Genomic DNA, 21,541 nt, shown 5'->3' with positions numbered 1-21,541 from the left:
TAAGCTGACAAAAAAGAATGATCTTCCGGGAGTGATCATGACTGAGACTCAGCCCCCTGCCCTGCTGTGGACACCGTCGGCCGACCGTATCAGCCACAGCCAGATGCGCCGCTATATGGACTGGCTCAAAGCGGAGCGCGGCAGGAGCTTTGCCGATTACGACGCGCTGTGGCGCTGGTCGATCGACGATGTCGAAGGCTTCTGGGCCTCGCTGTGGGATTACTTTCAGATCAAGGCAGCAAAGCCCTACGGCAAGGTTCTGGCTGATCGCAACATGCCGGGCGCGAAGTGGTTCACCGGGGCGGAGGTGAATTACGTGGACCAAGTGCTGCGGCATGCCACCGACAAGAAGCCTGCGGTCCTCCATTCCTCTGAAACACAGCCGCTGCAGGAGATGTCCTGGGCCACGTTGCGCGGCCAGGTCGCATCCATGGCAGCCCATCTGCGCAAGCTCGGCGTCAAACGCGGCGACCGCGTGGTGGCCTATGCGCCCAACACGCCGGAGACCATCGTCGCTTTTCTTGCCACCGTGAGCCTCGGCGCGATCTGGTCGGTCTGTTCGCCCGACATGGGACTCAACGCGGTGCTCGATCGCTTCCGCCAGATCGAGCCGGTGGCACTCTTCGCCGTGCCCTCCTGCGATTACGGCGGCAAGCATTTCGACAAAGGCGACGTTCTGACATCGCTGATCGCAGAACTGCCGACGCTGAAGAATTTGATCCTGATGCCGGGCAAGACGGAGCATGCCCTGCCTGCCGTGCAGACTGCAGGTTGGGCGACCATCATCGCGCAGCCGGCCGAGTTGAAAGTCGAGCCGGTGCCCTTCGACCATCCGCTCTGGGTGGTTTATTCCTCAGGCACCACCGGCCTGCCCAAGCCGATCGTGCACGGCCATGGCGGCATCCTCATGGTCATCATGATGATGAACGCGCTGCATAACGACCTGCATGCTGATGACATTTTCCACTGGTATTCCAGCACCGGCTGGATCATGTGGAACGCGCAAGTATCAGGCCTGCTGGTCGGCGCGACCATCGCCATCTACGACGGTAGCCCAAGCTGGCCCGACTGGAACCGGCTCTGGCAGTTCGCTGGCGAGGTGAAAGCCACCTTCTTCGGTGCTGGCGCGGCCTTCTATGCCAACTGCCAGAAAGCCGGCGTGGAACCGCGCAAGGTGGCCGATCTCTCGACCCTGCGCACGGTTGGCTCCACGGGCTCGCCGCTCTCGGAGGACTCTTACGCCTGGATCTATGACCAGCTCGGCAAGGATATCTGGCTGACGCCGATTTCGGGCGGCACAGATTTCGCGGGGGCTTTCGTCGCCGGCTGCGTGCTGATGCCAGTCTATGCCGGCGAGATGCAAGTGCGCTGCCTCGGCGCGAATATCCAGGCCTTCGACGACCAGGGCAAGCCGCTGCAGGATGAAGTGGGCGAACTGGTCTGCGTGTCGCCGATCCCCTCCATGCCGCTCTACTTGTGGAACGACAAGGACGGCCAGCGCTATCGCGACAGCTATTTCGACATGTATCCCGGCATCTGGCGTCATGGCGACTGGCTGCGCATCACGCCGCGCGGCGGCGCGGTGATCTATGGCCGTTCGGATGCCACCATCAACCGCTACGGCCTGCGGCTCGGCACGTCGGAAATCTATCGCGCTGTCGAGGAGCTGCCGGAGGTACTGGATAGCCTGGTCGTCGACCTCGAATATCTGGGCCGCGAGTCTTACATGCCGCTCTTCGTGGTGCTGCGCCCGGGCCTGACGCTGGATGCCGCGTTAAAGGACCGCATCAGCCAGGCGATCCGCAAGGCTGTGTCGGCGCGCTTCGTGCCGAATGATATCTTCCAGGTCACCGACGTACCCCGAACCCTGTCGGGCAAAAAACTGGAAGTGCCGGTAAAGAAAATCCTGCTCGGCCAGGCCGCCGATAAGGTTTCCAATCCCGGCACCATGGCCAATCCGGGCAGCCTCGCCTGGTATGTCGAATTTGCGACAGAGCGTGCCAAGACTGGCGCCGGGGCCGGTATCACGGCAGCGTGAACGCCGGCAGCCTCAGTTTGTAGCGGTTATCACATCGCCGGCTCATCCGGCACACAGGCAACCCTCGTATCTCCCGCACGCAGCCGGCATGGGCCGGTAGCGATTGAGAGGGAGAGCTCCATGACCACGCCCCAAACCGGTCTCGTCGTTCCCGAAGAGACCATCGTCCATCCGCGTCGCCAGTTCCTGCGCAGTGCCGGCACCGCCACCCTGTCGGCCACCGCCGTCGCCCTGCTGATGGGTTGCGAAAGCATGGCCCGCAACACCATGGCCAATCCGGCCGAGGACGTGAAGATCCTCAACACCGCGCTGGGTCTGGAATACCAGGCGATCACCGCCTACCAGATCGGCGCCGAAACGGGCCTGCTGCCGCCCGCCGCCCTGTCGGCCGCCGTGCTGTTCCAGAGCCATCACAAGGAGCATGCCGCTGCCCTCGAAGCCACCGTGCGCAAGCTGGGCGGCACCCCGGTCGGCATGGCCGACAAGGCCGCGGTCGCCACCGCCATCAACGCCTCGTCGATCAAGACCGCCAATGATGTCCTGATGGCGGCGGCGCGTCTGGAGAAGGGCGCCAGCGACACCTACCTGAGTGTCATCCCGGCCTTCAACGATGCCCAGCTGGCGAAAGTCGCCGGTCGCATCGCGGCTGACGAAACCATGCACTGGACTGCCCTGCAGGCCGTGCTGCAGCAGGCGCTGCCGCCGAAGGCTCTGAGCTTCGGCGCGTAAAGCGCAGGCATGACGGCCCGTCTGCCCGGCGCCCCTTAACCGGGCAGACGGGCCGTCAACCTTTCTGGTCTTTCAGCTGGGCGCGTCTCGCGAGCAGGATGCCGGCCAGCACCACGATACCACCGCCGATCTGCAGCGGCGCCAGCCCCTCACCCAGCCAGAGCCAGCCGAAGAAAGCCGCCGCCACCGGTTGGATCAGCACCACCAGCGACGAGAATGACGCCGGCAAATGGCCGAGCGCATAAGCGATCAGCCCCTGCCCCAGTGCATGACTGATCCAGGCCAGGCCGAACAGGATGGCCCAGCCATTGAGCGACGCCGGCATCAGGCCTTCGCCCATCGCCCAGGTCGCCGGCAGCAGCACCAGGCCACTGACCAGGCTCGACCACAGCATGATGTCCTGCGTGCCATGCCTGCCGCGCAGTTTGGCGACCGCGATCATGTAGGCGCCGTAGAAGCAGGCCGTGGTCAGGGCCAGCAGGTCGCCGAACACATTGTCGCCGCCGACCTGGAAGCTGGAGCCGACCAGCATCATCGCGCCGCAGATCGAGACCAGCAGCGCCAGCAGGAAGGCGCGGCTGATGCGTTCGCGCAGCACCAGCCAGGCGCCCAACGTCACCACGACCGGAGCGAAGTTGGAGAGCAGCGTGGAATTGGCCACCGAGGTGTATTTCACCGCCAGGTGCCAGAAAAACAGATCGCCGGCGAACAGCAGGCCGGGAATCAGCAGCAGCGGCAGCGGCGGCAATCCCTTGGTCGCACCTGCGGCAGGCTGGAAGCGCCAGACCAGCCAGAGCGGCGGCACAGCGAGCATGGTGCGGTAGAATCCGGTGGCCGTCGGGCCCACTTCCGAGAGCCGCACGAAAATCGGCGAAAAAGCGATGGCGATGGCGCCCAGCACAAGGGCGGCAAGCGCAAGGCGGCTGGCGGAACTGGCGGCGGCTGACATGGACGGGGCTGCTGTGTGTTTTTAATGGACCACGGGCTTAGCGCCGCTGTGGCGGAAACACAACCGCGATACTGCCTGCCTTTTGCGCAACATACTGAACAGGCACATTCTTGTGCGCTGCGGTAGCGGCGAATAAGGGTTGATTTGCAGCCGTGCCGTTCCGTATCGTCTGGGCGCTGCTTTTCAGACCGCCGCATCAAAGCGGCATCCAGGAGGAAACAAGAATGAAACGCCTGATGATTGGCGCGGCACTGGCCGGCCTGCTGTTTGCTTCGGCCGCGGCCGAAGCGCAGACCAAGAATCTCTCGATCGTCACCGGCGGCACCGGCGGCGTCTACTATCCGATGGGTGGCGGCCTCGCCAACCTGCTGACCAAGTATGTCCCGGGCTGGCAGGCGACGGCCGAAGTCACCGGCGGCTCGGTCGACAACCTGAAGCTCGTCGGCGCCAAGCGCGCCGATATCGGCTTCTCGATGGCCGATGCCTCGCTCGACGCCTCGCGCGGCGAAGACAAGTTCAAGGGCGCCGCCGTCAGCCACCGCACGCTCGCCGTCCTGTATCCGAACGTCATGCATGTGGTGACCACCGCCTCCAGCGGCATCAACACGATGGCCGACCTCAAGGGCAAGCGCGTCTCTACCGGTTCGGCCGGCTCGGCCACCGAGGTGATGGCCTTCCGCGTGCTGGAAGCCGCCGGCCTCGACAAGGACAAGGACATCAAGCGCGAGCGTCTGGGCGCCGCTGAGTCGACCAACGCGGTCAAGGACGGCAAGATCGACGCCTACTTCTGGGTCGGCGGCGTGCCGACCTCGGCGGTCACCGATCTGGGCGCCACGCCTGGCGTGAAGCTGAAGCTGGTCGACCATTCCGACGTCGTTGCCAAGATGAACGGCAAGTACGGTCCGCTCTATGCCACCGGCACCATCCCGTCGGGCACCTATCCGGGCCAGGACAAGGACAACGCGATGTCCAGCGTCTGGAACATCCTGTTCGTCGCCGACAACATGACCGACGACGTCGCCTACAACATCACCAAGACCATCTTCGAGAAGCGCGACGAATGGGCCCAGGTGCATGCTGAGGCCAAGAACGTCAAGCTGGAAAGCCAGAAGAAGGCCAATACTCCGGTCCCGTTCCATCCCGGCGCGCTGAAGTACCTGGCCGAAAAGGGCGTCAAGGTCGACTGACGACCGCCCTCGTAAACACCGCGTAAAACCACAAGAGCCCCGCCGCAGCATTGGCTGCGGCGGGGCTCGCTGTTAAAAGACAGGGCTCATTTTCAGAAGACTGGGCGTTACAACAAGGCATGCGACCTGACCGGGACGCATCAGGGGGAGTCAGAGATGACGCAGGACACAACCAAGGGCGGCACCGACACGCTGACCAGTTCCGGAATCGATGCGGGTGCGCTCGACAAGGAGACCCAGCGCAAGGTCGAGGAATATATCGAACAGGAAGAAGGCGCCGCCAACCGCCTGTCGGGCTGGACCGGCCACCTGATCACCGCCATCGCCGTGATCATGACCCTGTTCCACATGTATGCCGCCTACGACATCGTGCCGACGCAGGAGCTGCGTCCGATCCATGTCGGCTTCGTCATGCTGCTGGTCTTCCTGCTCTACCCCGTCGCGCTGCGCTTCCGTGACCGCATCCGCTGGTGGGACGTGCTCACCGCGCTGATCGGCGTCGCCACCATGGTCTACCTGGTGACCGGCGGCGACGACCTGACCGACCGCGCCAGCCTGCCGAACCAGACCGACATCGCGGTCGGCATCGTCTTCATCATCCTGATCCTGGAAGCCACCCGTCGCACCACCGGCCCGATCATGCCGGTCGTCGGCATCCTTTTCATTCTCTATGCGATGCTCGGCCCCTACCTGCCGGCACCCTGGACGCATCGCGGTTACGATGCCGAACGCCTGGTCGGCCATCTGTTCATGACGCTGGAAGGCATCTTCGGTTCGGCTGTCGATGTCTCGTCCAGCCTGATCATCCTGTTCACCATCTTCGGCGCCATTCTCCAGTTCTCCGGCGCCGGAAAATTCTTCATCGACTTCTCTTTCTCCGCCATGGGCGGCAAGAGCACCAGCTCGGGCCGCGCCATCGTGTTGTCTTCCTTCCTGCTCGGCGGTCCGTCGGGTTCGGGCGTGGCCACCACGGTGACCATCGGCTCGGTCGCCTGGCCGATGCTGAAGAAGTCGGGCTATGTCGCCTCGGCGGCCGGCGGCCTGCTCGCTGCCGGCGGCCTCGGCGCGATCATCTCGCCGCCAGTGCTGGGCGCCGCGGCCTTCCTGATCGCCGAGTTCCTCAAGATCTCCTATCTCGACGTCATCCGCATGGCGGCGATTCCCACCGTGCTCTACTACTTCTGCCTTCTGGCGATGGTCGAACTCGATGCCGGCAAGTACAACATCGCCGATGTCGACCTGGGCAAGCGCGAGAGCCTGTGGACGCTGACCAAGCGCTACGGCTATCACTTCAGTTCGCTGTTCTCGATCGTCATCCTGATGCTGCTGGGCTTCTCGCCTGTATTGTCAGTGTTCTGGGCGACAATCGCGGCCATTGTGGTCAGCTATTTCCGCCGTGAAAGCGCGCTGACCCCCAAGAAGCTGATCGATGCGCTGGCCGCCGGCTCGGTCGGTGTGTTGGGCACCGCCGCCACCTGCGCCTCGGCCGGCATCATCGTCGGTGTGGTCACGCTTACTGGCCTGGGGCTGAAGTTCAGCGCTATCGCCATCGCCTATGCTGGCGGCAGCCTGGTGCTGACCGCCATCTACACGGCGCTGATCGTGTGGATCGTTGGCCTGGCGGTTCCGGTCACCGCCTCCTACATCATCTGCGCGGTGATCGCCGCGCCGGCGCTGATCCAGCTCGGCGTGCCCGATTACGCGGCCCACATGTTCATCTTCTACTACGCCGTGCTGTCGGAAGTGTCGCCGCCCACCGCGCTGTCGCCGTTTGCGGCTGCCGCGATCACTGGCGCCGATCCGTACCGCACGACACTGCAGTCGTGGAAGTACACCATGCCGGCCTTCCTGGTGCCCTTCGTCTTCGTGCTCGATCCGAACGGCGTCGGCCTGCTGCTGGAGACGCCCAAGGGCGGCGACTGGATGCAGATCGTCACCGTCTCGCTGGCCACCGCTATCGGCATCTGGGCCTATGCGGGTGCGACACAGGGCTGGCTGTTCGGCAGGACCGGCTGGCCGGTGCGCATCGGCCTGATCGTCGCCGGCACGCTGCTGCTGTTCCCGACCCTGATCGACGCCTTCCTGGATGTCGTCACGGTCGAGCAGATCGGCCCGCTGAAGATCGCCGGCGTCGTGCTGGCCTTCGGACTGGCGGCCTTCCAGCGGCTCTACGCCGCCGCCAAGGCCAAGACAGCCTAGGCGGCTGCCCTGCTTTTCACCGGCGCGGCCTGGCTGCGCCGGTGATGCGCCGCCAGCAGCAGATTGCCCAGCAGCGGCAGGCCGTAAGCGGCCGTGATCGCGCACCAGTAAACCGCCTCGCGGTTGCTCACCTTCTCCAGCAATAAGGCCAGCACCGGCAGGCTGAACAGCAGGAAAGCCAGCAGCGCCTCGCCGCCCAGCCGCAGGCCGGCGGCCAGGCCGCGCGTCTCGGCAAAGCCGGTGGCCAGCGCGTAATGCGCCAGGCCTTCGCCGTCTTTCGCTGGCGTCGCCGGGCGATGCCAGAGCGAGATCAGGCGCAAGCCGAGGAAGCCGACCAGCGGCAGCAGGAAATAGTCGATCGGGAAATCGCGATAGCGGCCGGCGGCCACCAGCATGACGCCGTGATAGATCACCCAGAGCGACAGCAGCCCATACAGCCATTCCGCCACGCGCAAGCGCGCCAGCGCCGGCTCGGCGCGCAGCAGGCGCAGGCCCGACGGCAGCTCGCTGAAACGGACCGCCAGCCCGGTCATCGGCAGGGCCGGACGCGCGACACCGCGCAGGCGATCCAGCACCTCGCGCAACAGCAGCAAGGCGAACAGGCCCTCGGCGCCAATCAGCAGCGCGGCCTGCAGGTTGTGGACCATGGTGTAATTGTATTCCAGCCCATGCTCGATGGCCGCGGCCAGCAGCGCGCCCAGGATCTGCGCGAAGGCGACCACCACGGCGATGCCGGCCGGCGGCAGCACGATCACCGCCTGCGCATGCAGCACCAACAGGATCAGGCAGATCAGCACGGCAAGTCCGGCAAACAGCGGCCATTCCGGCAGGTTGGAGACCTTGCCGCCGACATCGAATTTCGGCTGCCGCAACTCATTCAGCACGCCCCAGGCCGCGCCCACGGTGCCTTCCAGCTTTTCCTTCCACGGCTGGTCGAAGGCCTCGACCAGGTTGTAGGAGAGGCCCTCTTTCTGGGCCAGCCGCATGAAATCGGCGATGAAGCCGGCGGCTTCGGTGCGCGACGGAATGGCGTCGCGGCGCGAGCGGCCTTCCGACGGCCAGCCGACCTCGCCGATGGTGATCGGCTTGCCCGGCAGCTTGGCCTGCACGGTGCGATAGACATCCATGATATGCGGCATCGAATGCGAGGCCGCGATCGGCATGTCCTCCCAATAGGGCAGGAAATGCACGGTGACGAAATCCACTTCGTTGAGCAGCTGCGGGAAGCGCAGCCAGAATTCCCACACATCGGCATAGGTTACCGGCTGCTTCACCGCCGCCTTCACCTTGCGGATGTAACTGATCAACTGGTCAACGGTCAGATCCTTGCGCAGCAACACCTCGTTGCCCACCACCAGCGACTTGATCGCATCCGGGTATTTGTTGGCCAGATCGATAGCGGCCTGCACTTCCTTGTCGTTGATATCCAATTCCGGCCCGAGCCAGACGCCCTGCATCACGTTGAGGCCGAGCTTGCGCGCCTCCGGCGGCACGATCTCCAGGCCCTCGCGCGACGTGTATGTGCGGATGCCGCGCGCGATGCCCTGCAGGCTCTGCAGGTCCTCGATCACCTGCTCCGGCGTCGGATAGACCTTGTTCAGCGGACCCTGCCCGCGCCGGAACGGCGCAAAGGACACGCTTTCGATCATGCCCAGCTTGGGGCCATTGGGCTCATGCCCGACCTGCATCGGATGATTCGGAGCCCACCAGCCAGCGACATTCACGATGGCGGCGATGGCGATGCAGGCCAGCAGCCACAGAAAGCGGGAGGCCGGCTTGGATGTCGGCGCATGCATGATTGTCATCCGTCCTGCGTGATCGTTACTGCGCGGGGCTACCCTGCGAGGCGGCATCGCCCGATGCAGGACTGATAGCAGCAGGAATAGCGGCCGTCTTGCTAGGCGGCTTCGGCGCCGTGCTGATGAAGGCAAGGATCAGCGAGGCCCAGTAGGGCACCGACTGCGCCCACATCACCACCGCCCAGAGCCGCGCTTCGGGATCTTCGCCACCCTGGAAATTCCACATGCCGATACCGGCCAGCAGCAGCAGCGCGCCGATCAGGGTTTCTTCCTGCGCCATGATGAAGGCCTGCACGACGGCAGCCTGGTCCTCGTGCTTGGGCGTGCGGATGAAGGGCAGCTTCGAGGTGAACAGGCCGTAGATCATCGCCTTGGCGATGGTATAGGTCAGGGCCAGGCCGGCGAGGCCGGCGCCCATGCGCTGGCGGAAGCTGCAGGGCACGCGGATTTTGTACAGCCACAGGAACTGCGCCAGCTTTGCGCCGAACACGGCGACGACAGGCAGCAGGAACAGCGCCAGCGGCAGTTCGAAATACTTCGGCAGGATCAGCACGCCGACCGTCCAGGCCAGCGAGGCGATGGCAAACACCAGGCCCAGCGCATCGGCGAACCATGGCAGCCAGCCGGTGACGAAGTGATAGCGCTGCATCGGATCGAGCTTTCGCTCATCGCCCGGCAGCATGTCACGCCAATGGCGCTTGATGATCTGCACCGCGCCATAGGCCCAGCGGAAGCGCTGGCTCTTGTAGCCGGAGAAGGTGTCGGGCGTGAGGCCGTAGCCGTAACGCTTGTCGGTATAAACCGAGTGCCAGCCACCGGCGAGCAGACGCAGGCCCATCTCGGCATCCTCGCAGATGCACCACTCGGCCCAGATGCCGACATGATCGATCGCAGCCTTGCGCACCAGAGTCATGGTGCCGTGCTGGATGATGGCGTCGCGTTCGTTGCGCTGAACCATGCCGATCTGGAAGAAACCGGCATATTCCCAGTTGATGTATTCCTTGAAGCGGTCGTCACGCCAGTCGTAATGATCCTGCGGCGCCTGCACGAAGCCGATATCGGCGCGGTCGAAATAGGGCACCAGCGACTTCAGCCAGTCGGGTTCGACCAGATAGTCGGCATCGATCACGCCGACGATCTCGACATCCTTGGCGGTGTTGCGCAGCGCGAAGTTCAGCGCGCCGGCCTTGAAGCCCTTCAGCGGCGAGACATGGAAGAAGCGGAATTTCTCCTCGCCAAGCTGCTTGCAGTATTCCTCCACCGGACGCCAGACCTTCTCGTCCTTGGTGTTGTTATCGATGATCATGACATCGAAGTTCGGATAATCGAGGCGGCTCAACGCATCCAGGGTGCGCTTCACCATCTCGGGCGGCTCATTGTAGCAGGGGATGTGGATCGAGACCTTGGGCCAGGCGCGTTCCACATCGGTGCGGAACGGCAGGAAGTGGCGTTGCCGCCGGCTCGCCCAGATCACCTCCGATAGCTCAAGCCCTTCGGCGAGCACCACCATGAACAGCAGCAGCAGCAATGGCAGCAGCATCGCCCACATCAGCGCGATGCCCGGACTCATGTAAGTGCGCAGGCCGGAATCCACCACCATCACCAGCGCGCTGGTGATGATCTGGATCAGCGCGATGAAGAAGACGCGGCCCGAGAAGCGCAGGTCGGACCAGCGCGCCAGGAACCAGGCCATCAGCGGCAGCGCCAGCAGGATCGAGGCGGCGGCGAGCTGCGGCCAGTGCGGGCGGTCGCTGACCGGGCCGGTCATCGGGAATTTCGGCGTGCGGTCGGCATTGAAGACGCCCCAATAGGCGCCGACCGAACCTTCGATGTTGCGCTTCCACGGCTGGTCGAAGGCTTCCTGGATGTAATAGTCGAGGCCGCGCTGGTTGGCGATGTTGAGGAAGCCGCGCAGGAAGGCGGCCTGGCTGGTCGGGCTGGGCACGGCGTCGCGACGCGTGCGGCCTTCCGACGGCCAGCCGATTTCGGTGATCACCACCTTCTTGGTCGGATAGGCGTCCTTCACCTGCTGATAGCGGCTGAGCGCGTATTCCACGGCCTTTTCCGGCGACTGGCCTTCCCAGTAGGGCAGCAGATGGATGGCGATGAAATCGACTTCACGGCCGAGCTGCGGATAGCGCAGCCAGATGTCCCAGGTTTCCGGCGTCGACACTTCGACATGACGGCCGCGGTTGTTCAATTCGGTGCGCACGCGACGGATATACTCGACCAGGTCCTGGATCGGCATGTCGGCGCGCAACAGCGTTTCGTTGCCGACCAGCACGCGCGTGATGTTCTGCTGCGCGATCACTGTCTCGATCAGCTTGTTGATTTCTTCCTCGTTGCGCTCGAGGCGACCGTCGATCCAGCTGCCCTGCATCACTTCGAAGCCGTAGCGGCCGGCGATCTCGGCGATCTTACCCTGACCGTCCAGCGTCGAGTAGGTGCGGATGCGCTTCACCTGACCGGCGAGGATCTGCATGTCCTGCTCGATATCGGCATCGCTCGGATATCTGTTGTTGCGCGGATCCTGATCGCCGCGGAACGGCGAATAGTCGACGCCGCTGATCACCTCGCCCCAGGCGCGCGGTTCAATGGGCCGGTTCATGTAAGCCCAGCCGGCCAGATTGAGGACGGCGACAATGAGAAGGACGAACAGTCCCGAATAGCGCATGGCAGACTTGGACACGGATGCCCCGGAGCGATGGAGGAAAAACCAAGACGAAAGACTGAGCCGGAGCAACCCGTATCTGCCCGAACCGCCTGCACCGGTCGACCCGGCTGGCAGTCTGAATAGGCAGGCAATATGGCGGCTTTACGGCGGTCGCCGGACTATACGGGCGGTCCGGAAAAGAGTCGAGGGGACGGCGGTTTACCGCCTCTTAAGGACCGCTTGCCCAACAAAGGCAGAGGTCGGTGGGTCTTGGCGGCGCGCAGGCCGAAATTCGGCCGTACATCCTTGATCATCGACAAGGTCAGCAGCTTGGCCGTCGGCCGTCTCGCGGGCAGGCTACGGAACCGGGCACACAATTTCTGCCAAGTTCATTTTTCTGCTCTATATGTCCCGAGAGCCGCCGCTAGGATCATTCCCGCCAACCTATTGAGAAAACTAGCGGAATACGTAAGGACATGCTGGCTTGGATGCCACTGTTTTGTCCCGCCAAGCCAGGAGTCCGTTTTATGTCTGCCGACAACAGCCTGACCATGCCGCCCGCGGCACCGCTTTCGCCTGCAGAGCCTGGCCGCCTGCTGGGCGCCGCCGCCGGCCTGGCGACAGTCATCCTCTGGGCGGTCGGCCTGGTCGCCACCCGCTTCGGCGTCACCGGATCGCTGTCACTGTGGGATGTGGTCTTCCTGCGCATGGCGCTGCCCGCGCTGATCCTTGCGCCCCTGCTGCTGCGCCTGCCGCCCCTGCCTGCCAGCGGTCGCAGCCGCAATCGCCAGCTGCTTCTGTTGGCCATCGTCGCCGCTGGCGCCGGGCTGCCTTTCATGCTGACCGGCAGCTCCGGCATGCTGTTTGCGCCCGCTGCCCATGCCGGCGCATTGATGCCCGGCAGCATGCCGCTCTTCGCCGCTCTGCTGGCCGTGCTGTTCCTGGGCGAGCGCTTCACCACCCAGCGCCGCGCCGGCACGCTGCTGATGCTGCTGGGCGCCATCGCCATCGGCGGCTGGCAGGTTGTCCATGGCGACGCCGCCATCTGGCGCGGCGACCTGATGTTCGTCTGCGCCGGCGCCATGTGGGCTTGCTATACAGTCGCGATGAAGAAAAGCGGCATCGGCGCCTGGCAGGCCGCTGCCATCGTCTTCACCAGCGCCTTCGTGCTCTACACGCCGGTCTATCTGATCTGGCTCGACAGCCGGCTGCATACCGCGCCGGTTTTCGAGATCGCCGTGCAGGTGGCGCAGTCGATCGGCTCCGGTCTGCTCAGCATGGCCACCTACGGCTATGCCGTGCGCCGGCTGGGCGCGGCGCCTGCCGCCGCCTTCGCCGCGCTCACCCCGGCGCTCACCGCCCTGCTCGCCGTGCCGCTGCTGGGGGAATGGCCCGAGCCCGTGACCTGGCTTGGCATTCTCACGGTGAGCCTCGGCGTCGCGCTGGCAAACGGGGCATTTTCCCGCTACACTCGACCTAACCATTAAAGAGGTTAGTCATGTTCGACCACATTTCCATCGGCGTGCGCGACATGGCCCGCGCCAGCGCCTTTTATGACGCCGCGCTGAAGCCGCTGGGCTACACCCGGCTTTACGAGGGCGATTACGGCGTCGCCTATGGCGCGAAACACCCGCAATTCTGGATCGACCGCACCGATACGCCGGTGCCGGCCGATCCGAAATCCTGCTTCCATCTCTGCTTCCGCGCCGAAAGCCGCGCCGCCGTCGATGCCTTCCACGCCTTTGCCGTCCAGAATGGCGGCACCGATAACGGCCCGCCTGGCCTGCGCCCGCAATACACCCCAACGTATTATGCCGCCTTCATCATCGATCCGGACGGCTACCGCATCGAGGCGGTGTGCTACGCCGCCGATTGAGTCATAGTGCGCGGATGCTGAATCACATCGACAATGTCTTCATGCCTGAGGCGTCGGCCCGCAGCGACGTCGAGATCTACCAGATGTGGGAGGTCTTCAAGGCGGTGAATGCCAAGGTGAAAGCCGGCGGCAAGGTGGTCAGCCTGCTCGCCGGCGAGCCGACCCTGCCGCCACCGCAGGCGGCCATCCAGGCGGCGCAGGCCGCATTGAGCAGCGGCAAGCCGCTCGGCTACACCGAGGCACTCGGCATCCCGGCGCTGCGCGAAGGCATCGCGCAACTCTACAAGCGCCGCCATGGCCTCGACATCCCGATGGCGCGCGTCGCCGTCACCGTCGGCACGTCGGCCGGCCTGATGCTGGCCTTCCTCGCCGCCTTTTCCGCTGGCGATACCGTCGCCGTGGTCGAGCCGAGCTATCCGGCCTATCGCGGCACGCTGAAATCCATCGACCTCGTTCCCTATCGTCTGGCCACCGATGCCAGCACCGGCTATCAGGTGACGCCGGCGATGATCGCGGCGCTGCCGGATCATGTGAAAGGCGTGGTGATCGCCAGCCCCGCCAATCCCACCGGCACGATGCTCAGCGCCGCCGACCTGAAGGCGATCTATGAGACCTGCCAGCGTCGCGGCCTCTGGCTGATCGTCGACGAGCTCTATCATGGCGTCACCTATGATCGGCCCGCCGACACCGTGCTGGCGGCGGGCAATGATGTCATCGTCATCAACGGCTTTTCGAAATACTGGGGCATGACCGGCTGGCGCATCGGCTGGCTGGTGCTGCCCGAGCGGCTGGTGCAGCGCATCGAGGGCCTGCATGGCAGCTTGCAGATCTCCGCGCCGACGCTGTCGCAGCTCGCCGGGCTTGCCGCGCTGGACGCCGATGCCGAACTGGTCGGCCGTGTCGCCGCCTACAAGCGCAACCGCGATGCGCTGCTGGCCGCCTTGCCGCGCTGGGGCATCACGCGCTTCGCGCCGCCCGACGGCGCTTTCTACCTCTATGCCGATGTCGGCGACTTCACGGATGACTCTGTGGCCTTCTGCAAGCGCATCCTGGACGAAACCGGCGTCGCCACCGCGCCCGGCGTCGATTTCGACACCGCCGATGGCCGGCATTACCTGCGGCTCAGCTTCTGCATGGACGCCGCCATCGTGGATGAGGCGATCGAACGCCTGGAGCCGTGGTTCAAGCGGCTCAACCGCCGCTGATCAGAACAGCGGCCGGTTGAAATAGATGTCGTAATTGGCCAGGCCCTGCTGACGCATGCAGTGCGACACGCCGCGATTATACTCGCGATAGTCATAGATCGGCTCGGACCGGGTTTCGCAGCGTTCGTAGCCGCCCCGGCATTTGCCATTCTTGCAGCGCTCGGGCTCGCGCCGGCAGGTGGTCTCGACCTTTTCCCCGACCTGGCGGATCAGGAAGCGGTTCTCCGTCTTGCAGCCCTGCCAGTCTTCATAGGCGGCATAGCACTGCTCCTTGTTGGGCAGCGAACCGCAGTGATAGTCGGCGCAGGCGGACAGCAGCAGCACAGGCAGCGCAACCAGCGCTGTACGCAGGACCAGACGATGAAAGGTAGACATGGTCGTTCCCGACGCGGGCGGGGGCTTCCATGCATCAGCCGATCTTGTCAGGTCGGCGCGCCCGTCATGGGAGCGCCGGTCTTTTTATGGAAGCCTGCCTGGAGGAAATGCTGCCGCCGCTTGATGGCGGAATTGCGGCGGGCAGCTTTGCTTCGACCTTAGTCGATCTGCAGCAATTGCCATTTCAGATAGGCGCTTTCCGGCAGATGCGGATGCACCGGGTGATCCGCGCCGGCACCGCCGCTGTACAGAATCCGCCCCTGACGCCCCGCCGTATTCAGCCCGATGGCAATTTCCTTGGCAAACACCTCGCCCGGCAGCAGATGCGCGCAGCAGGCGACGAACCAGATGCCGCCCGGCCTGACCAGCGGCGCCGCCAGCTTGGCCAGCTTGCGATAGGCGCGGCTGCCCGGGCCAAGGTCCTTGCGGCTTTTGACGAAGTTGGGCGGATCGGTGACGACGACGCCGAACTGCGCCTTCTCGGTGTTCAGCTTCTCCAGCGCGAGGAAGGCTTCGGCCTTCTCGAAGCTGGCCACCTTGGCGAGGCCATTATCCTTGGCGGCCTGCGTCGCCTGTTCGATGGCGAGTTCGGAGCGGTCGATGCCGCGCACACTCTTGGCGCCGGCCTTGCCCGCGGTGATCGAGAAAGCGCCGCTGTTGCAATAGACGTCCAGCATGTCCTGGCCTTTCGCCAGCGCCGCCAGCTTGGCGCGCGCCTCCGCCAGATCGAAATACCAACCGGTTTTCTGGCCCTCGAGCAGATCGAGCGCGAACCGCGCGCCGCCCTCCTCCACGCCCGCCGGCTTGTCGAGACTGCCGGCCGCCAGCCGGATTCCCTGTTCAAGCCCTTCCAACCCTCGCACGGGAGAATCGTTGCGCAGCACGATGGCGCGCGGCTTCAGCAGTTTCTGCAGGGCTTCCAGCAAGGCAGGAACCAGCATCTCGGCGCCGGCGGTGTTGGCCTGCACGCTCAGCACGTCGTCGTAGCGGTCGATGACGAAGCCGGGCATGCCGTCGGCCTCGGCATGGACCAGACGATAATACGGCCGGCTGAAGCAGCGTTCGCGGAGGTTGAGTGCGGCCTGCAACCGCTGTCCCAGGAAGGTGGCATCGACTCGCTCATCGACGTTACCGCTCCATAAACGCGCGGCAATCAGCGAATGCGGGTTGAAGCTCGCGACTCCGAGCCCGCCGCCATGCGAGTCGTAGAGCCGCACAAGGCTGCCGGGTGGAAGCGCCTTGGCTTGCGCGTCCAGTGCAATCTCATTGGAGTAGACCCACGGATGGCCACCCCTAACACGGCGCTCTTCCCGCGGTTTCACGCGCAGAACGGGCAAAGCATTGATGGGCATGGACAAATCCTCACTGAATAGTCTATCAGCGCACTGCGGAGCCTGCTCTGCGCGGAAATTTGAAAGCGAACCTTAATCGATGTTCACCCTGCACGACCAGTTGCGCCGCGACACTTTCGCCGTGTGTCGCATGAAGCTCTGCCTCGTCCAGCTGATGAATGACAGCCAGTATCCCTGGCTCATCCTGGTTCCCGCCGTAGAGAACGTCACCGAAATCGCCGACCTCAACGAAAAGCAGCGCAAGCTGCTGATCAACGAGATCGCCCAGGCCCAGCGCGTACTGCAGCACTGCTACAGTCCGTTCAAGCTGAATGTCGGCGCGCTCGGCAACATGGTGCCGCAGTTGCACGTGCATGTGATCGCCCGCTTCCAGGAAGATCCGGCCTGGCCCAGTCCGATCTGGGGCAAGCAGCCGCCGGTGCCCTATGACGATGCCGGCCTGCGCGCCGCCATCGCCAAACTGCAGAACGCCTTCATCACCCGCGTCTGACCGCCTATACTGGCCGCCATGGCCAGCGATCTTCTCACACCCGACTCCATCGAACTGATCGGCATGATCGCCGGCGTCCTCACCACGCTCGCCTACGTGCCGCAGGTGGTGAAGGTCTGGCGCAGCCGCTCGGCCCGCGACATCTCGCTGGGCATGTTCCTGCTGATGAACACCGGCATCGTGCTCTGGCTGGTCTATGGCCTGCTGATCGCCTCGCCCGGCCTGATCGGCGCCAACCTGGTCTCGCTCGGCCTCACCGTCTCGGTACTAGTGGCCAAGCTGAGGTTCACCGATGCCAAAAACGAACAGCCCGTTCCCGAGCCAGTTCCCGAGACCGTCACTGGCCAGTAGGGCCGCGGCTATCGTATAACCGGTTCATGCGCCGCCGGGATTTCCTGAAGACATCTCTGGTCCTGGGCACCGCCGCGGCGGTCGCCCCGCTGCAGGCCGTGCGGGCCCGCGACAGCGGCGGCTTCTTCCGCATCCTCACCGGCTCGGCCCACACCACCGCCTTCCCGGTCGGCACCACGGTGGCCGGCGCAATCTCCAATCCCCCTGGAAGCCGGCCCTGCGACAAGGGCGGCTCCTGCGGCGTGCCCGGGTTGATCGCCGTCGCCCTGACCAGTCAGGGCTCTGTGGCCAATCTCGCCGCCATCGGCAACGAAAGCATCGAGAGCGGCTTCGCCCAGGCCGATCTGGTCGCCAGCGCCTGGCTGGGCGAGGGCCTGTATTTCCGCCGCGCCAAGCAGGCGAACCTGCGCGTGCTGGCCAATCTCTACCCGGAAACCATCCATCTGGTGGTCCGCCGCAACAGCGAGATTCGCGACATCCGCGATCTGGTCGGCAAGCGTGTCTCGATCGACCGCGCCGGTTCGGGCATCCGCTTCAACGCCGAGATCATCCTCACCGCCCATGGCCTGCGCATCAACCAGCTGCGCGTGCTGGAAGTCGATCCGGGCGAGGCCGCCGACCTGATGGCGAAGGATGAGCTCGACGCCTTCTTCCTGGTGTCGGGCCAGCCGGCGCCGACCGTGGGCGATCTCACCGATCGCGGCATCGCCACGCTGGTGCCGCTATCGGGCCGCCAGATCGAAGGTGCCCTGCGCCGCCATCCTTTCTTCAATCGCGACGTCATCCCGGCCGGCACCTACAACAACGTCCCCGAAACCGAGACGCTGGGCATCGGCATGCAGTGGATCGTGCCGGAAAGCCTCGATCCCTATCTGGTCTATGAAATCCTGCGCGCGCTCTGGCATCCGCGCAACCGCAAGCCGCTTGATGCCGGCCATGCGATGGCCCAGCGCATCCGGCTGGGCACGGCGCTGCTCGGCATCTCGATCCCGCTGCATGCCGGCGCCGAGCGCTACTACCGCGAAATGAAGCTGATCACCTGACGCAAGGCTCCCCATCATGAAATCCAAGCGCGTTGTCCTGCACGCATTCGGTGCGCCCGATGTCATGCAGATCGAGACCGTCGACCTGCCTGCCCCTGGCCAGGGTGAAGTACAAATCCGTCAAACCGCCATCGGCTTCAACTTCATCGACGTCTACCAGCGCAAGGGTGCCTATCCGCTGCCGTCGCCCACCGGTCTGGGCCATGAAGCCGCCGGCGTGGTGGACAGCGTCGGCCCCGGTGTGACGGATGTGAAGCCGGGCGATCATGTCGCCTATATGAATGCCGGCGTCGGCGCCTATGCTTCGGCGCGCAATGTCCCCGCCGACAAGCTGGTGAAGATTCCGGCCGGCATCAGCGACGAGGCGGCCGCCGCCCTGCTGTTCAAAGGCATGACGGCGCAGTATCTGCTGCGCAAGACCCACAGGGTTTCGCCCGGCGATCTTGTGCTGGTGCATGCGGCGGCCGGCGGCGTGGGCCAGATCGTCAGCCGCTGGGCAAAGGCGCTGGGCGCCACCGTGATCGGCACGGCAGGCGGACCGGCGAAATGCGAGAGCGCGCGCAAGGCCGGCTGCGACATCGCCATCGACTACACGCAGGACGACTGGCCTGAAAAGCTGCTGGCTGCGACCGGCGGCAGAAAGGTCCGCGTCGCCTATGACTCGGTCGGCAAGGCCACGGCCGTGAAGACGCTCGACCTGATCGCGCCGTTCGGCCTTCTGGTGATCTATGGCGCGGCCTCGGGTCCGGCGCCCGCCTTCGAGCCGGAGCTGCTGAACAAGAAAGGCTGCCTGTTCCTCACGCGCCCGTCGGTGTTTCCGCACAACGCCGATCCCGCCACCTTCCGAGCCAATGCAGCAGAGCTGTTCGACGCCATAGCCAAGGGTCACGTGACGCCCGAGATCGGCGCGCGCTTCCCGCTGGAGCAGATCATCGACGCGCACAAGGCCGCCGAAGCCCGCGCCACCACCGGCGCGATCGTGATCCAGCCATAACAGCCAACTCGTCGTCCCCGCGAAAGCGGGATGACGGAAAGGCTTATTCTCGGATGCCGCCGGCAGCCTCAATGCCCCGGCAGAACCTCTTCCTTGGCGGCGGCGGCGATCCATTCCTGCATCGCCGGCATGGCGTAGATCGCATTCACGTAAGCTTCCGACACCGGGTCCATGGCGATGCCATAGGTGCGCAGGCGCGTCGCCACCGGGGCATACATCGCATCCGCAATGGTGAAAGGCCCGAACAGGAACACACCATCAGCGCCGAAGCGGCCGCGGCAGTCCTGCCAGATCTGCTGCACGCGCGCGATATCCAGCTTTGCTTCATCGCCCGCCGTCCGGGGCAAGCTGCCCAGCTTGTTGATATCCATCGGCAGGTCGTTGCGCAGGTTCATGAAGCCGGCATGCATCTCGTTCATCACGCTGCGCGCCACCGCGCGGGCGCGGGCATCCTCGGGCAGCAGCTTGGCCTCGGGCCAGGTCTCGGCGATGTATTCGCAGATCGCCAGGCTCTCCCAGATCGTGAGATCCCCATGCTTGAGCACCGGCACGCGACCAGCCGGCGAATGCAGCAGGATTTCCGCCCGCGTTTCGGGCCGCCGCAGCGTGATCATCACTTCCTCGAAGGGCACACCGGCCGCCTTCAGCGCCAGCCAGGGCCGCAGGCTCCAGCTCGAATGGTTCTTGTTGCCAATGACGAGAACCAGATCAGATTGAGGGGCGAGATCGGCCACGGGATTCTCCTGCCAGCCTTTTGATGAAAAACAGGGGGCCCGTCATTATTCCGTTATACGGGCCGAAACCTTATAAACGAGGCTCTGCCTGTCGCCCACCATCCCGAGGCTTCGCCGTGGCCGCCAACCTGATCACAAAGTCGAGCACCCCCGTCCCCGTCGAAACCTGCACCGTCAAGCAATGGGCGGCGCGGCTGCCGAAGGAAAAGGGCCTGGTCGCCGGACTGGCCGCCAGTCAGGGTTTCGCCGCCAAGCCCGGGCAGGTTCTGGTGGTGCCCGATGCAAAGACAGGCAAACCGGCGCGAGTGCTGGCCGGCATTGCCGAAACGCCCGACCTCTGGTCCTGGTCCGCCATTGCCGCCGCACTTCCCGCTGGCGAATACAGGCTGATCGACGGCCAGAAAATGAACCAGGCAGCCGGCGATGCAGCGGCGCTGGGCTGGGCGCTGAACGCCTATCGCTTCGACCGCTACAAGAAGATCGACAAGAAGACCGTGCGGCTGGTCTGGCCGGCCAAGGCAAACCCGCAGCGTGTCACCGCGCTCTATGAAGGCATCACGCTGGCGCGCGACCTGATCAACACGCCGGCCAGCGACATGGGCCCGGCTGAACTGGCGGAAGCCGCGCGCGGCGTGGCGCTGCTGGGCAATGCCGAGTACAGCTGCATCATCGGCGACGACCTGCTGGACCAGAACTACCCGATGATCCATGCCGTCGGCCGCGCCTCCACGCGCCTGCCGCGCCTGATCGATCTGCGCTGGGGCAACCCAAAGCATCCAAAGCTGACGCTGGTCGGCAAGGGCGTCTGCTTCGATACCGGCGGTCTCGACCTCAAGCCGTCGGCCGGGATGCTGATGATGAAGAAGGATATGGGCGGCGCGGCCGTGATGCTCGGCCTGGCCGCGGCGATCATGGCCATGAAGCTGCCAGTGCGGCTGCGCCTGCTGATCGCCGCCGTCGAGAACAGCGTCTCGGGCAACGCCTTCCGTCCCGGCGATGTCCTGACCAGCCGCAAGGGCCTGACGGTGGAGATCGGCAACACCGATGCCGAAGGCCGCCTGGTGCTGGGCGATGCGCTGGCCGAAGCCGATGCCGAAAAGCCCGACTGGCTGATCGATGCCGCAACGCTGACCGGTGCGGCGCGCGTCGCCATCGGCCCCGATCTGCCGGCGCTATATGCCACCGAGGATGCGATGGCGCAGGCACTGCTGGATGCCGGCCTCGCCGTCAGCGATCCGCTCTGGCGCATGCCGCTGCATGCCGGCTATCGCGAATATATCGAAGGCAAGGTGGCCGATATCAGCAACTCGGGCGACACGCCCTTTGCCGGCTCGATCACGGCGGCGCTGTTCCTGAAGGAATTCGTCAGCAAGACGAAATCCTACGCGCATCTCGACATGTATGCCTGGAGCGCGAAATCGCGCCCCGGCCGTCCGCTGGGCGCCGAAGCCACCGGGCTGCGCGCCCTGTTCGCGGCGATCGAGAAGCGATACGGGAAGCGCTAAATCTCGTCACCCCCGCGAAAGCGGGGCCCCCGAACCACGTGAGCGATCTCACCACGACTCAT

General features: G+C 64.8%; 18 protein-coding genes. 12 read left to right on the top strand and 6 right to left on the bottom strand.

What is annotated here, in order from left to right:
* The first annotated feature begins 37 nt into the window (after positions 1-37).
* Together AC1RRT_RS14755 and AC1RRT_RS14750 are read left to right on the top strand one after the other, a co-directional pair.
* Positions 38-2,038, top strand: coding sequence for an acetoacetate--CoA ligase (locus AC1RRT_RS14755; RefSeq protein WP_493014568.1), 2,001 nt, complete (start codon positions 38-40; stop codon positions 2,036-2,038).
* 120 nt (positions 2,039-2,158) lie between these two features.
* A complete protein-coding gene (locus AC1RRT_RS14750; protein WP_493014567.1) occupies positions 2,159-2,767 on the top strand; it encodes a ferritin-like domain-containing protein in 609 nt (202 codons plus the stop codon).
* Positions 2,768-2,822: 55 nt separating this feature from the next.
* Here AC1RRT_RS14750 and AC1RRT_RS14745 read toward each other — a convergent pair whose 3' ends face one another.
* Positions 2,823-3,716 (bottom strand): DMT family transporter, encoded by an 894-nt coding sequence (locus AC1RRT_RS14745; protein WP_493014566.1) that lies wholly within the window; start codon positions 3,714-3,716, stop codon positions 2,823-2,825.
* A gap of 224 nt (positions 3,717-3,940) precedes the next feature.
* On the opposite strand from AC1RRT_RS14745, the gene AC1RRT_RS14740 reads away from it, so the two are divergent.
* Together AC1RRT_RS14740 and AC1RRT_RS14735 are read left to right on the top strand one after the other, a co-directional pair.
* The gene (locus AC1RRT_RS14740) at positions 3,941-4,903 is read left to right on the top strand and encodes a TAXI family TRAP transporter solute-binding subunit (RefSeq protein ID WP_493014565.1); all 963 of its coding nucleotides are present in this window, start codon (positions 3,941-3,943) and stop codon (positions 4,901-4,903) included.
* A gap of 156 nt (positions 4,904-5,059) precedes the next feature.
* The gene (locus AC1RRT_RS14735; protein ID WP_493014564.1) at positions 5,060-7,102 is read left to right on the top strand and encodes a TRAP transporter permease; all 2,043 of its coding nucleotides are present in this window, start codon (positions 5,060-5,062) and stop codon (positions 7,100-7,102) included.
* Here AC1RRT_RS14735 and AC1RRT_RS14730 read toward each other — a convergent pair.
* Entirely contained in the window at positions 7,099-8,898 is a 1,800-nt protein-coding gene (locus AC1RRT_RS14730; protein WP_493014563.1) for a glycoside hydrolase family 17 protein, read from the bottom strand. The two genes, AC1RRT_RS14735 and AC1RRT_RS14730, sit on opposite strands and share 4 nt — an antisense overlap.
* Before the next feature lie 25 nt (positions 8,899-8,923).
* Positions 8,924-11,590, bottom strand: a complete 2,667-nt coding sequence (locus AC1RRT_RS14725; protein WP_493014562.1) for a glycosyltransferase — start codon at positions 11,588-11,590, stop codon at positions 8,924-8,926.
* A 491-nt stretch (positions 11,591-12,081) separates the two neighbouring features.
* Here AC1RRT_RS14725 and AC1RRT_RS14720 point away from each other — a divergent pair, with 491 nt between their 5' ends.
* The 3 genes from AC1RRT_RS14720 to AC1RRT_RS14710 are packed head-to-tail and all read left to right on the top strand — an operon-like array spanning position 12,082 to position 14,635.
* On the top strand, positions 12,082-13,041 hold the full coding sequence (locus AC1RRT_RS14720) for a DMT family transporter (protein ID WP_493014561.1): 960 nt from the start codon (positions 12,082-12,084) through the stop codon (positions 13,039-13,041).
* Positions 13,042-13,052: 11 nt separating this feature from the next.
* A complete protein-coding gene (locus tag AC1RRT_RS14715; protein ID WP_493014560.1) occupies positions 13,053-13,430 on the top strand; it encodes a VOC family protein in 378 nt (125 codons plus the stop codon).
* A 14-nt stretch (positions 13,431-13,444) separates the two neighbouring features.
* A complete protein-coding gene (locus AC1RRT_RS14710; protein ID WP_493014559.1) occupies positions 13,445-14,635 on the top strand; it encodes a pyridoxal phosphate-dependent aminotransferase in 1,191 nt (396 codons plus the stop codon).
* On the opposite strand, the gene AC1RRT_RS14705 is transcribed toward AC1RRT_RS14710, so the two are convergent.
* Both AC1RRT_RS14705 and AC1RRT_RS14700 read right to left on the bottom strand, forming a co-directional pair.
* Complete coding sequence (locus AC1RRT_RS14705; RefSeq protein WP_493014558.1) at positions 14,636-15,010, bottom strand: hypothetical protein; 375 nt, start codon at positions 15,008-15,010, stop codon at positions 14,636-14,638.
* Between the two features lie 158 nt (positions 15,011-15,168).
* A complete protein-coding gene (locus AC1RRT_RS14700) occupies positions 15,169-16,362 on the bottom strand; it encodes a class I SAM-dependent rRNA methyltransferase (protein WP_493014557.1) in 1,194 nt (397 codons plus the stop codon).
* 79 nt (positions 16,363-16,441) lie between these two features.
* On the opposite strand from AC1RRT_RS14700, the gene AC1RRT_RS14695 reads away from it, so the two are divergent.
* The 4 genes from AC1RRT_RS14695 to AC1RRT_RS14680 are packed head-to-tail and all read left to right on the top strand — an operon-like array spanning position 16,442 to position 19,240.
* Complete coding sequence (locus AC1RRT_RS14695) at positions 16,442-16,852, top strand: HIT domain-containing protein (protein ID WP_493014556.1); 411 nt, start codon at positions 16,442-16,444, stop codon at positions 16,850-16,852.
* An 18-nt stretch (positions 16,853-16,870) separates the two neighbouring features.
* Complete coding sequence (locus tag AC1RRT_RS14690) at positions 16,871-17,203, top strand: SemiSWEET family sugar transporter (protein WP_493014555.1); 333 nt, start codon at positions 16,871-16,873, stop codon at positions 17,201-17,203.
* Between the two features lie 26 nt (positions 17,204-17,229).
* Positions 17,230-18,246, top strand: a complete 1,017-nt coding sequence (locus AC1RRT_RS14685) for a TAXI family TRAP transporter solute-binding subunit (RefSeq protein WP_493014554.1) — start codon at positions 17,230-17,232, stop codon at positions 18,244-18,246.
* 16 nt (positions 18,247-18,262) lie between these two features.
* Positions 18,263-19,240, top strand: coding sequence for a quinone oxidoreductase family protein (locus AC1RRT_RS14680; protein ID WP_493014553.1), 978 nt, complete (start codon positions 18,263-18,265; stop codon positions 19,238-19,240).
* 68 nt (positions 19,241-19,308) lie between these two features.
* Here AC1RRT_RS14680 and AC1RRT_RS14675 read toward each other — a convergent pair whose 3' ends face one another.
* Positions 19,309-19,974 carry a glutathione S-transferase family protein gene (locus AC1RRT_RS14675; RefSeq protein ID WP_493014552.1) on the bottom strand — a complete coding sequence of 222 codons (666 nt, stop codon included), beginning with the start codon at positions 19,972-19,974 and terminating at the stop codon, positions 19,309-19,311.
* 116 nt (positions 19,975-20,090) lie between these two features.
* Between AC1RRT_RS14675 and AC1RRT_RS14670 the strand changes: the two genes are divergently transcribed.
* A complete protein-coding gene (locus AC1RRT_RS14670; RefSeq protein WP_493014551.1) occupies positions 20,091-21,479 on the top strand; it encodes a leucyl aminopeptidase family protein in 1,389 nt (462 codons plus the stop codon).
* Positions 21,480-21,541 lie beyond the last annotated feature (62 nt).

The sequence above is a fragment of the Ferrovibrio sp. GW821-FHT12B10 genome, from assembly GCF_058807515.1.
This window is presented reverse-complemented; position numbering and strand designations above follow the sequence as displayed.

What these genes read in the sequence shown, in the direction of transcription:
- AC1RRT_RS14755 (WP_493014568.1), top strand. Translation starts at nt 38, where the DNA reads ATGACTGAGACTCAGCCCCCTGCCCTGCTGTGGACACCGTCGGCCGAC.
- AC1RRT_RS14750 (WP_493014567.1), top strand. Translation starts at nt 2,159, where the DNA reads ATGACCACGCCCCAAACCGGTCTCGTCGTTCCCGAAGAGACCATCGTC.
- AC1RRT_RS14745 (WP_493014566.1), bottom strand. Translation starts at nt 3,716, where the DNA reads ATGTCAGCCGCCGCCAGTTCCGCCAGCCGCCTTGCGCTTGCCGCCCTT.
- AC1RRT_RS14740 (WP_493014565.1), top strand. Translation starts at nt 3,941, where the DNA reads ATGAAACGCCTGATGATTGGCGCGGCACTGGCCGGCCTGCTGTTTGCT.
- AC1RRT_RS14735 (WP_493014564.1), top strand. Translation starts at nt 5,060, where the DNA reads ATGACGCAGGACACAACCAAGGGCGGCACCGACACGCTGACCAGTTCC.
- AC1RRT_RS14730 (WP_493014563.1), bottom strand. Translation starts at nt 8,898, where the DNA reads ATGCATGCGCCGACATCCAAGCCGGCCTCCCGCTTTCTGTGGCTGCTG.
- AC1RRT_RS14720 (WP_493014561.1), top strand. Translation starts at nt 12,082, where the DNA reads ATGTCTGCCGACAACAGCCTGACCATGCCGCCCGCGGCACCGCTTTCG.
- AC1RRT_RS14715 (WP_493014560.1), top strand. Translation starts at nt 13,053, where the DNA reads ATGTTCGACCACATTTCCATCGGCGTGCGCGACATGGCCCGCGCCAGC.
- AC1RRT_RS14710 (WP_493014559.1), top strand. Translation starts at nt 13,445, where the DNA reads ATGCTGAATCACATCGACAATGTCTTCATGCCTGAGGCGTCGGCCCGC.
- AC1RRT_RS14705 (WP_493014558.1), bottom strand. Translation starts at nt 15,010, where the DNA reads ATGTCTACCTTTCATCGTCTGGTCCTGCGTACAGCGCTGGTTGCGCTG.
- AC1RRT_RS14700 (WP_493014557.1), bottom strand. Translation starts at nt 16,362, where the DNA reads ATGCCCATCAATGCTTTGCCCGTTCTGCGCGTGAAACCGCGGGAAGAG.
- AC1RRT_RS14695 (WP_493014556.1), top strand. Translation starts at nt 16,442, where the DNA reads ATGTTCACCCTGCACGACCAGTTGCGCCGCGACACTTTCGCCGTGTGT.
- AC1RRT_RS14690 (WP_493014555.1), top strand. Translation starts at nt 16,871, where the DNA reads ATGGCCAGCGATCTTCTCACACCCGACTCCATCGAACTGATCGGCATG.
- AC1RRT_RS14685 (WP_493014554.1), top strand. Translation starts at nt 17,230, where the DNA reads ATGCGCCGCCGGGATTTCCTGAAGACATCTCTGGTCCTGGGCACCGCC.
- AC1RRT_RS14680 (WP_493014553.1), top strand. Translation starts at nt 18,263, where the DNA reads ATGAAATCCAAGCGCGTTGTCCTGCACGCATTCGGTGCGCCCGATGTC.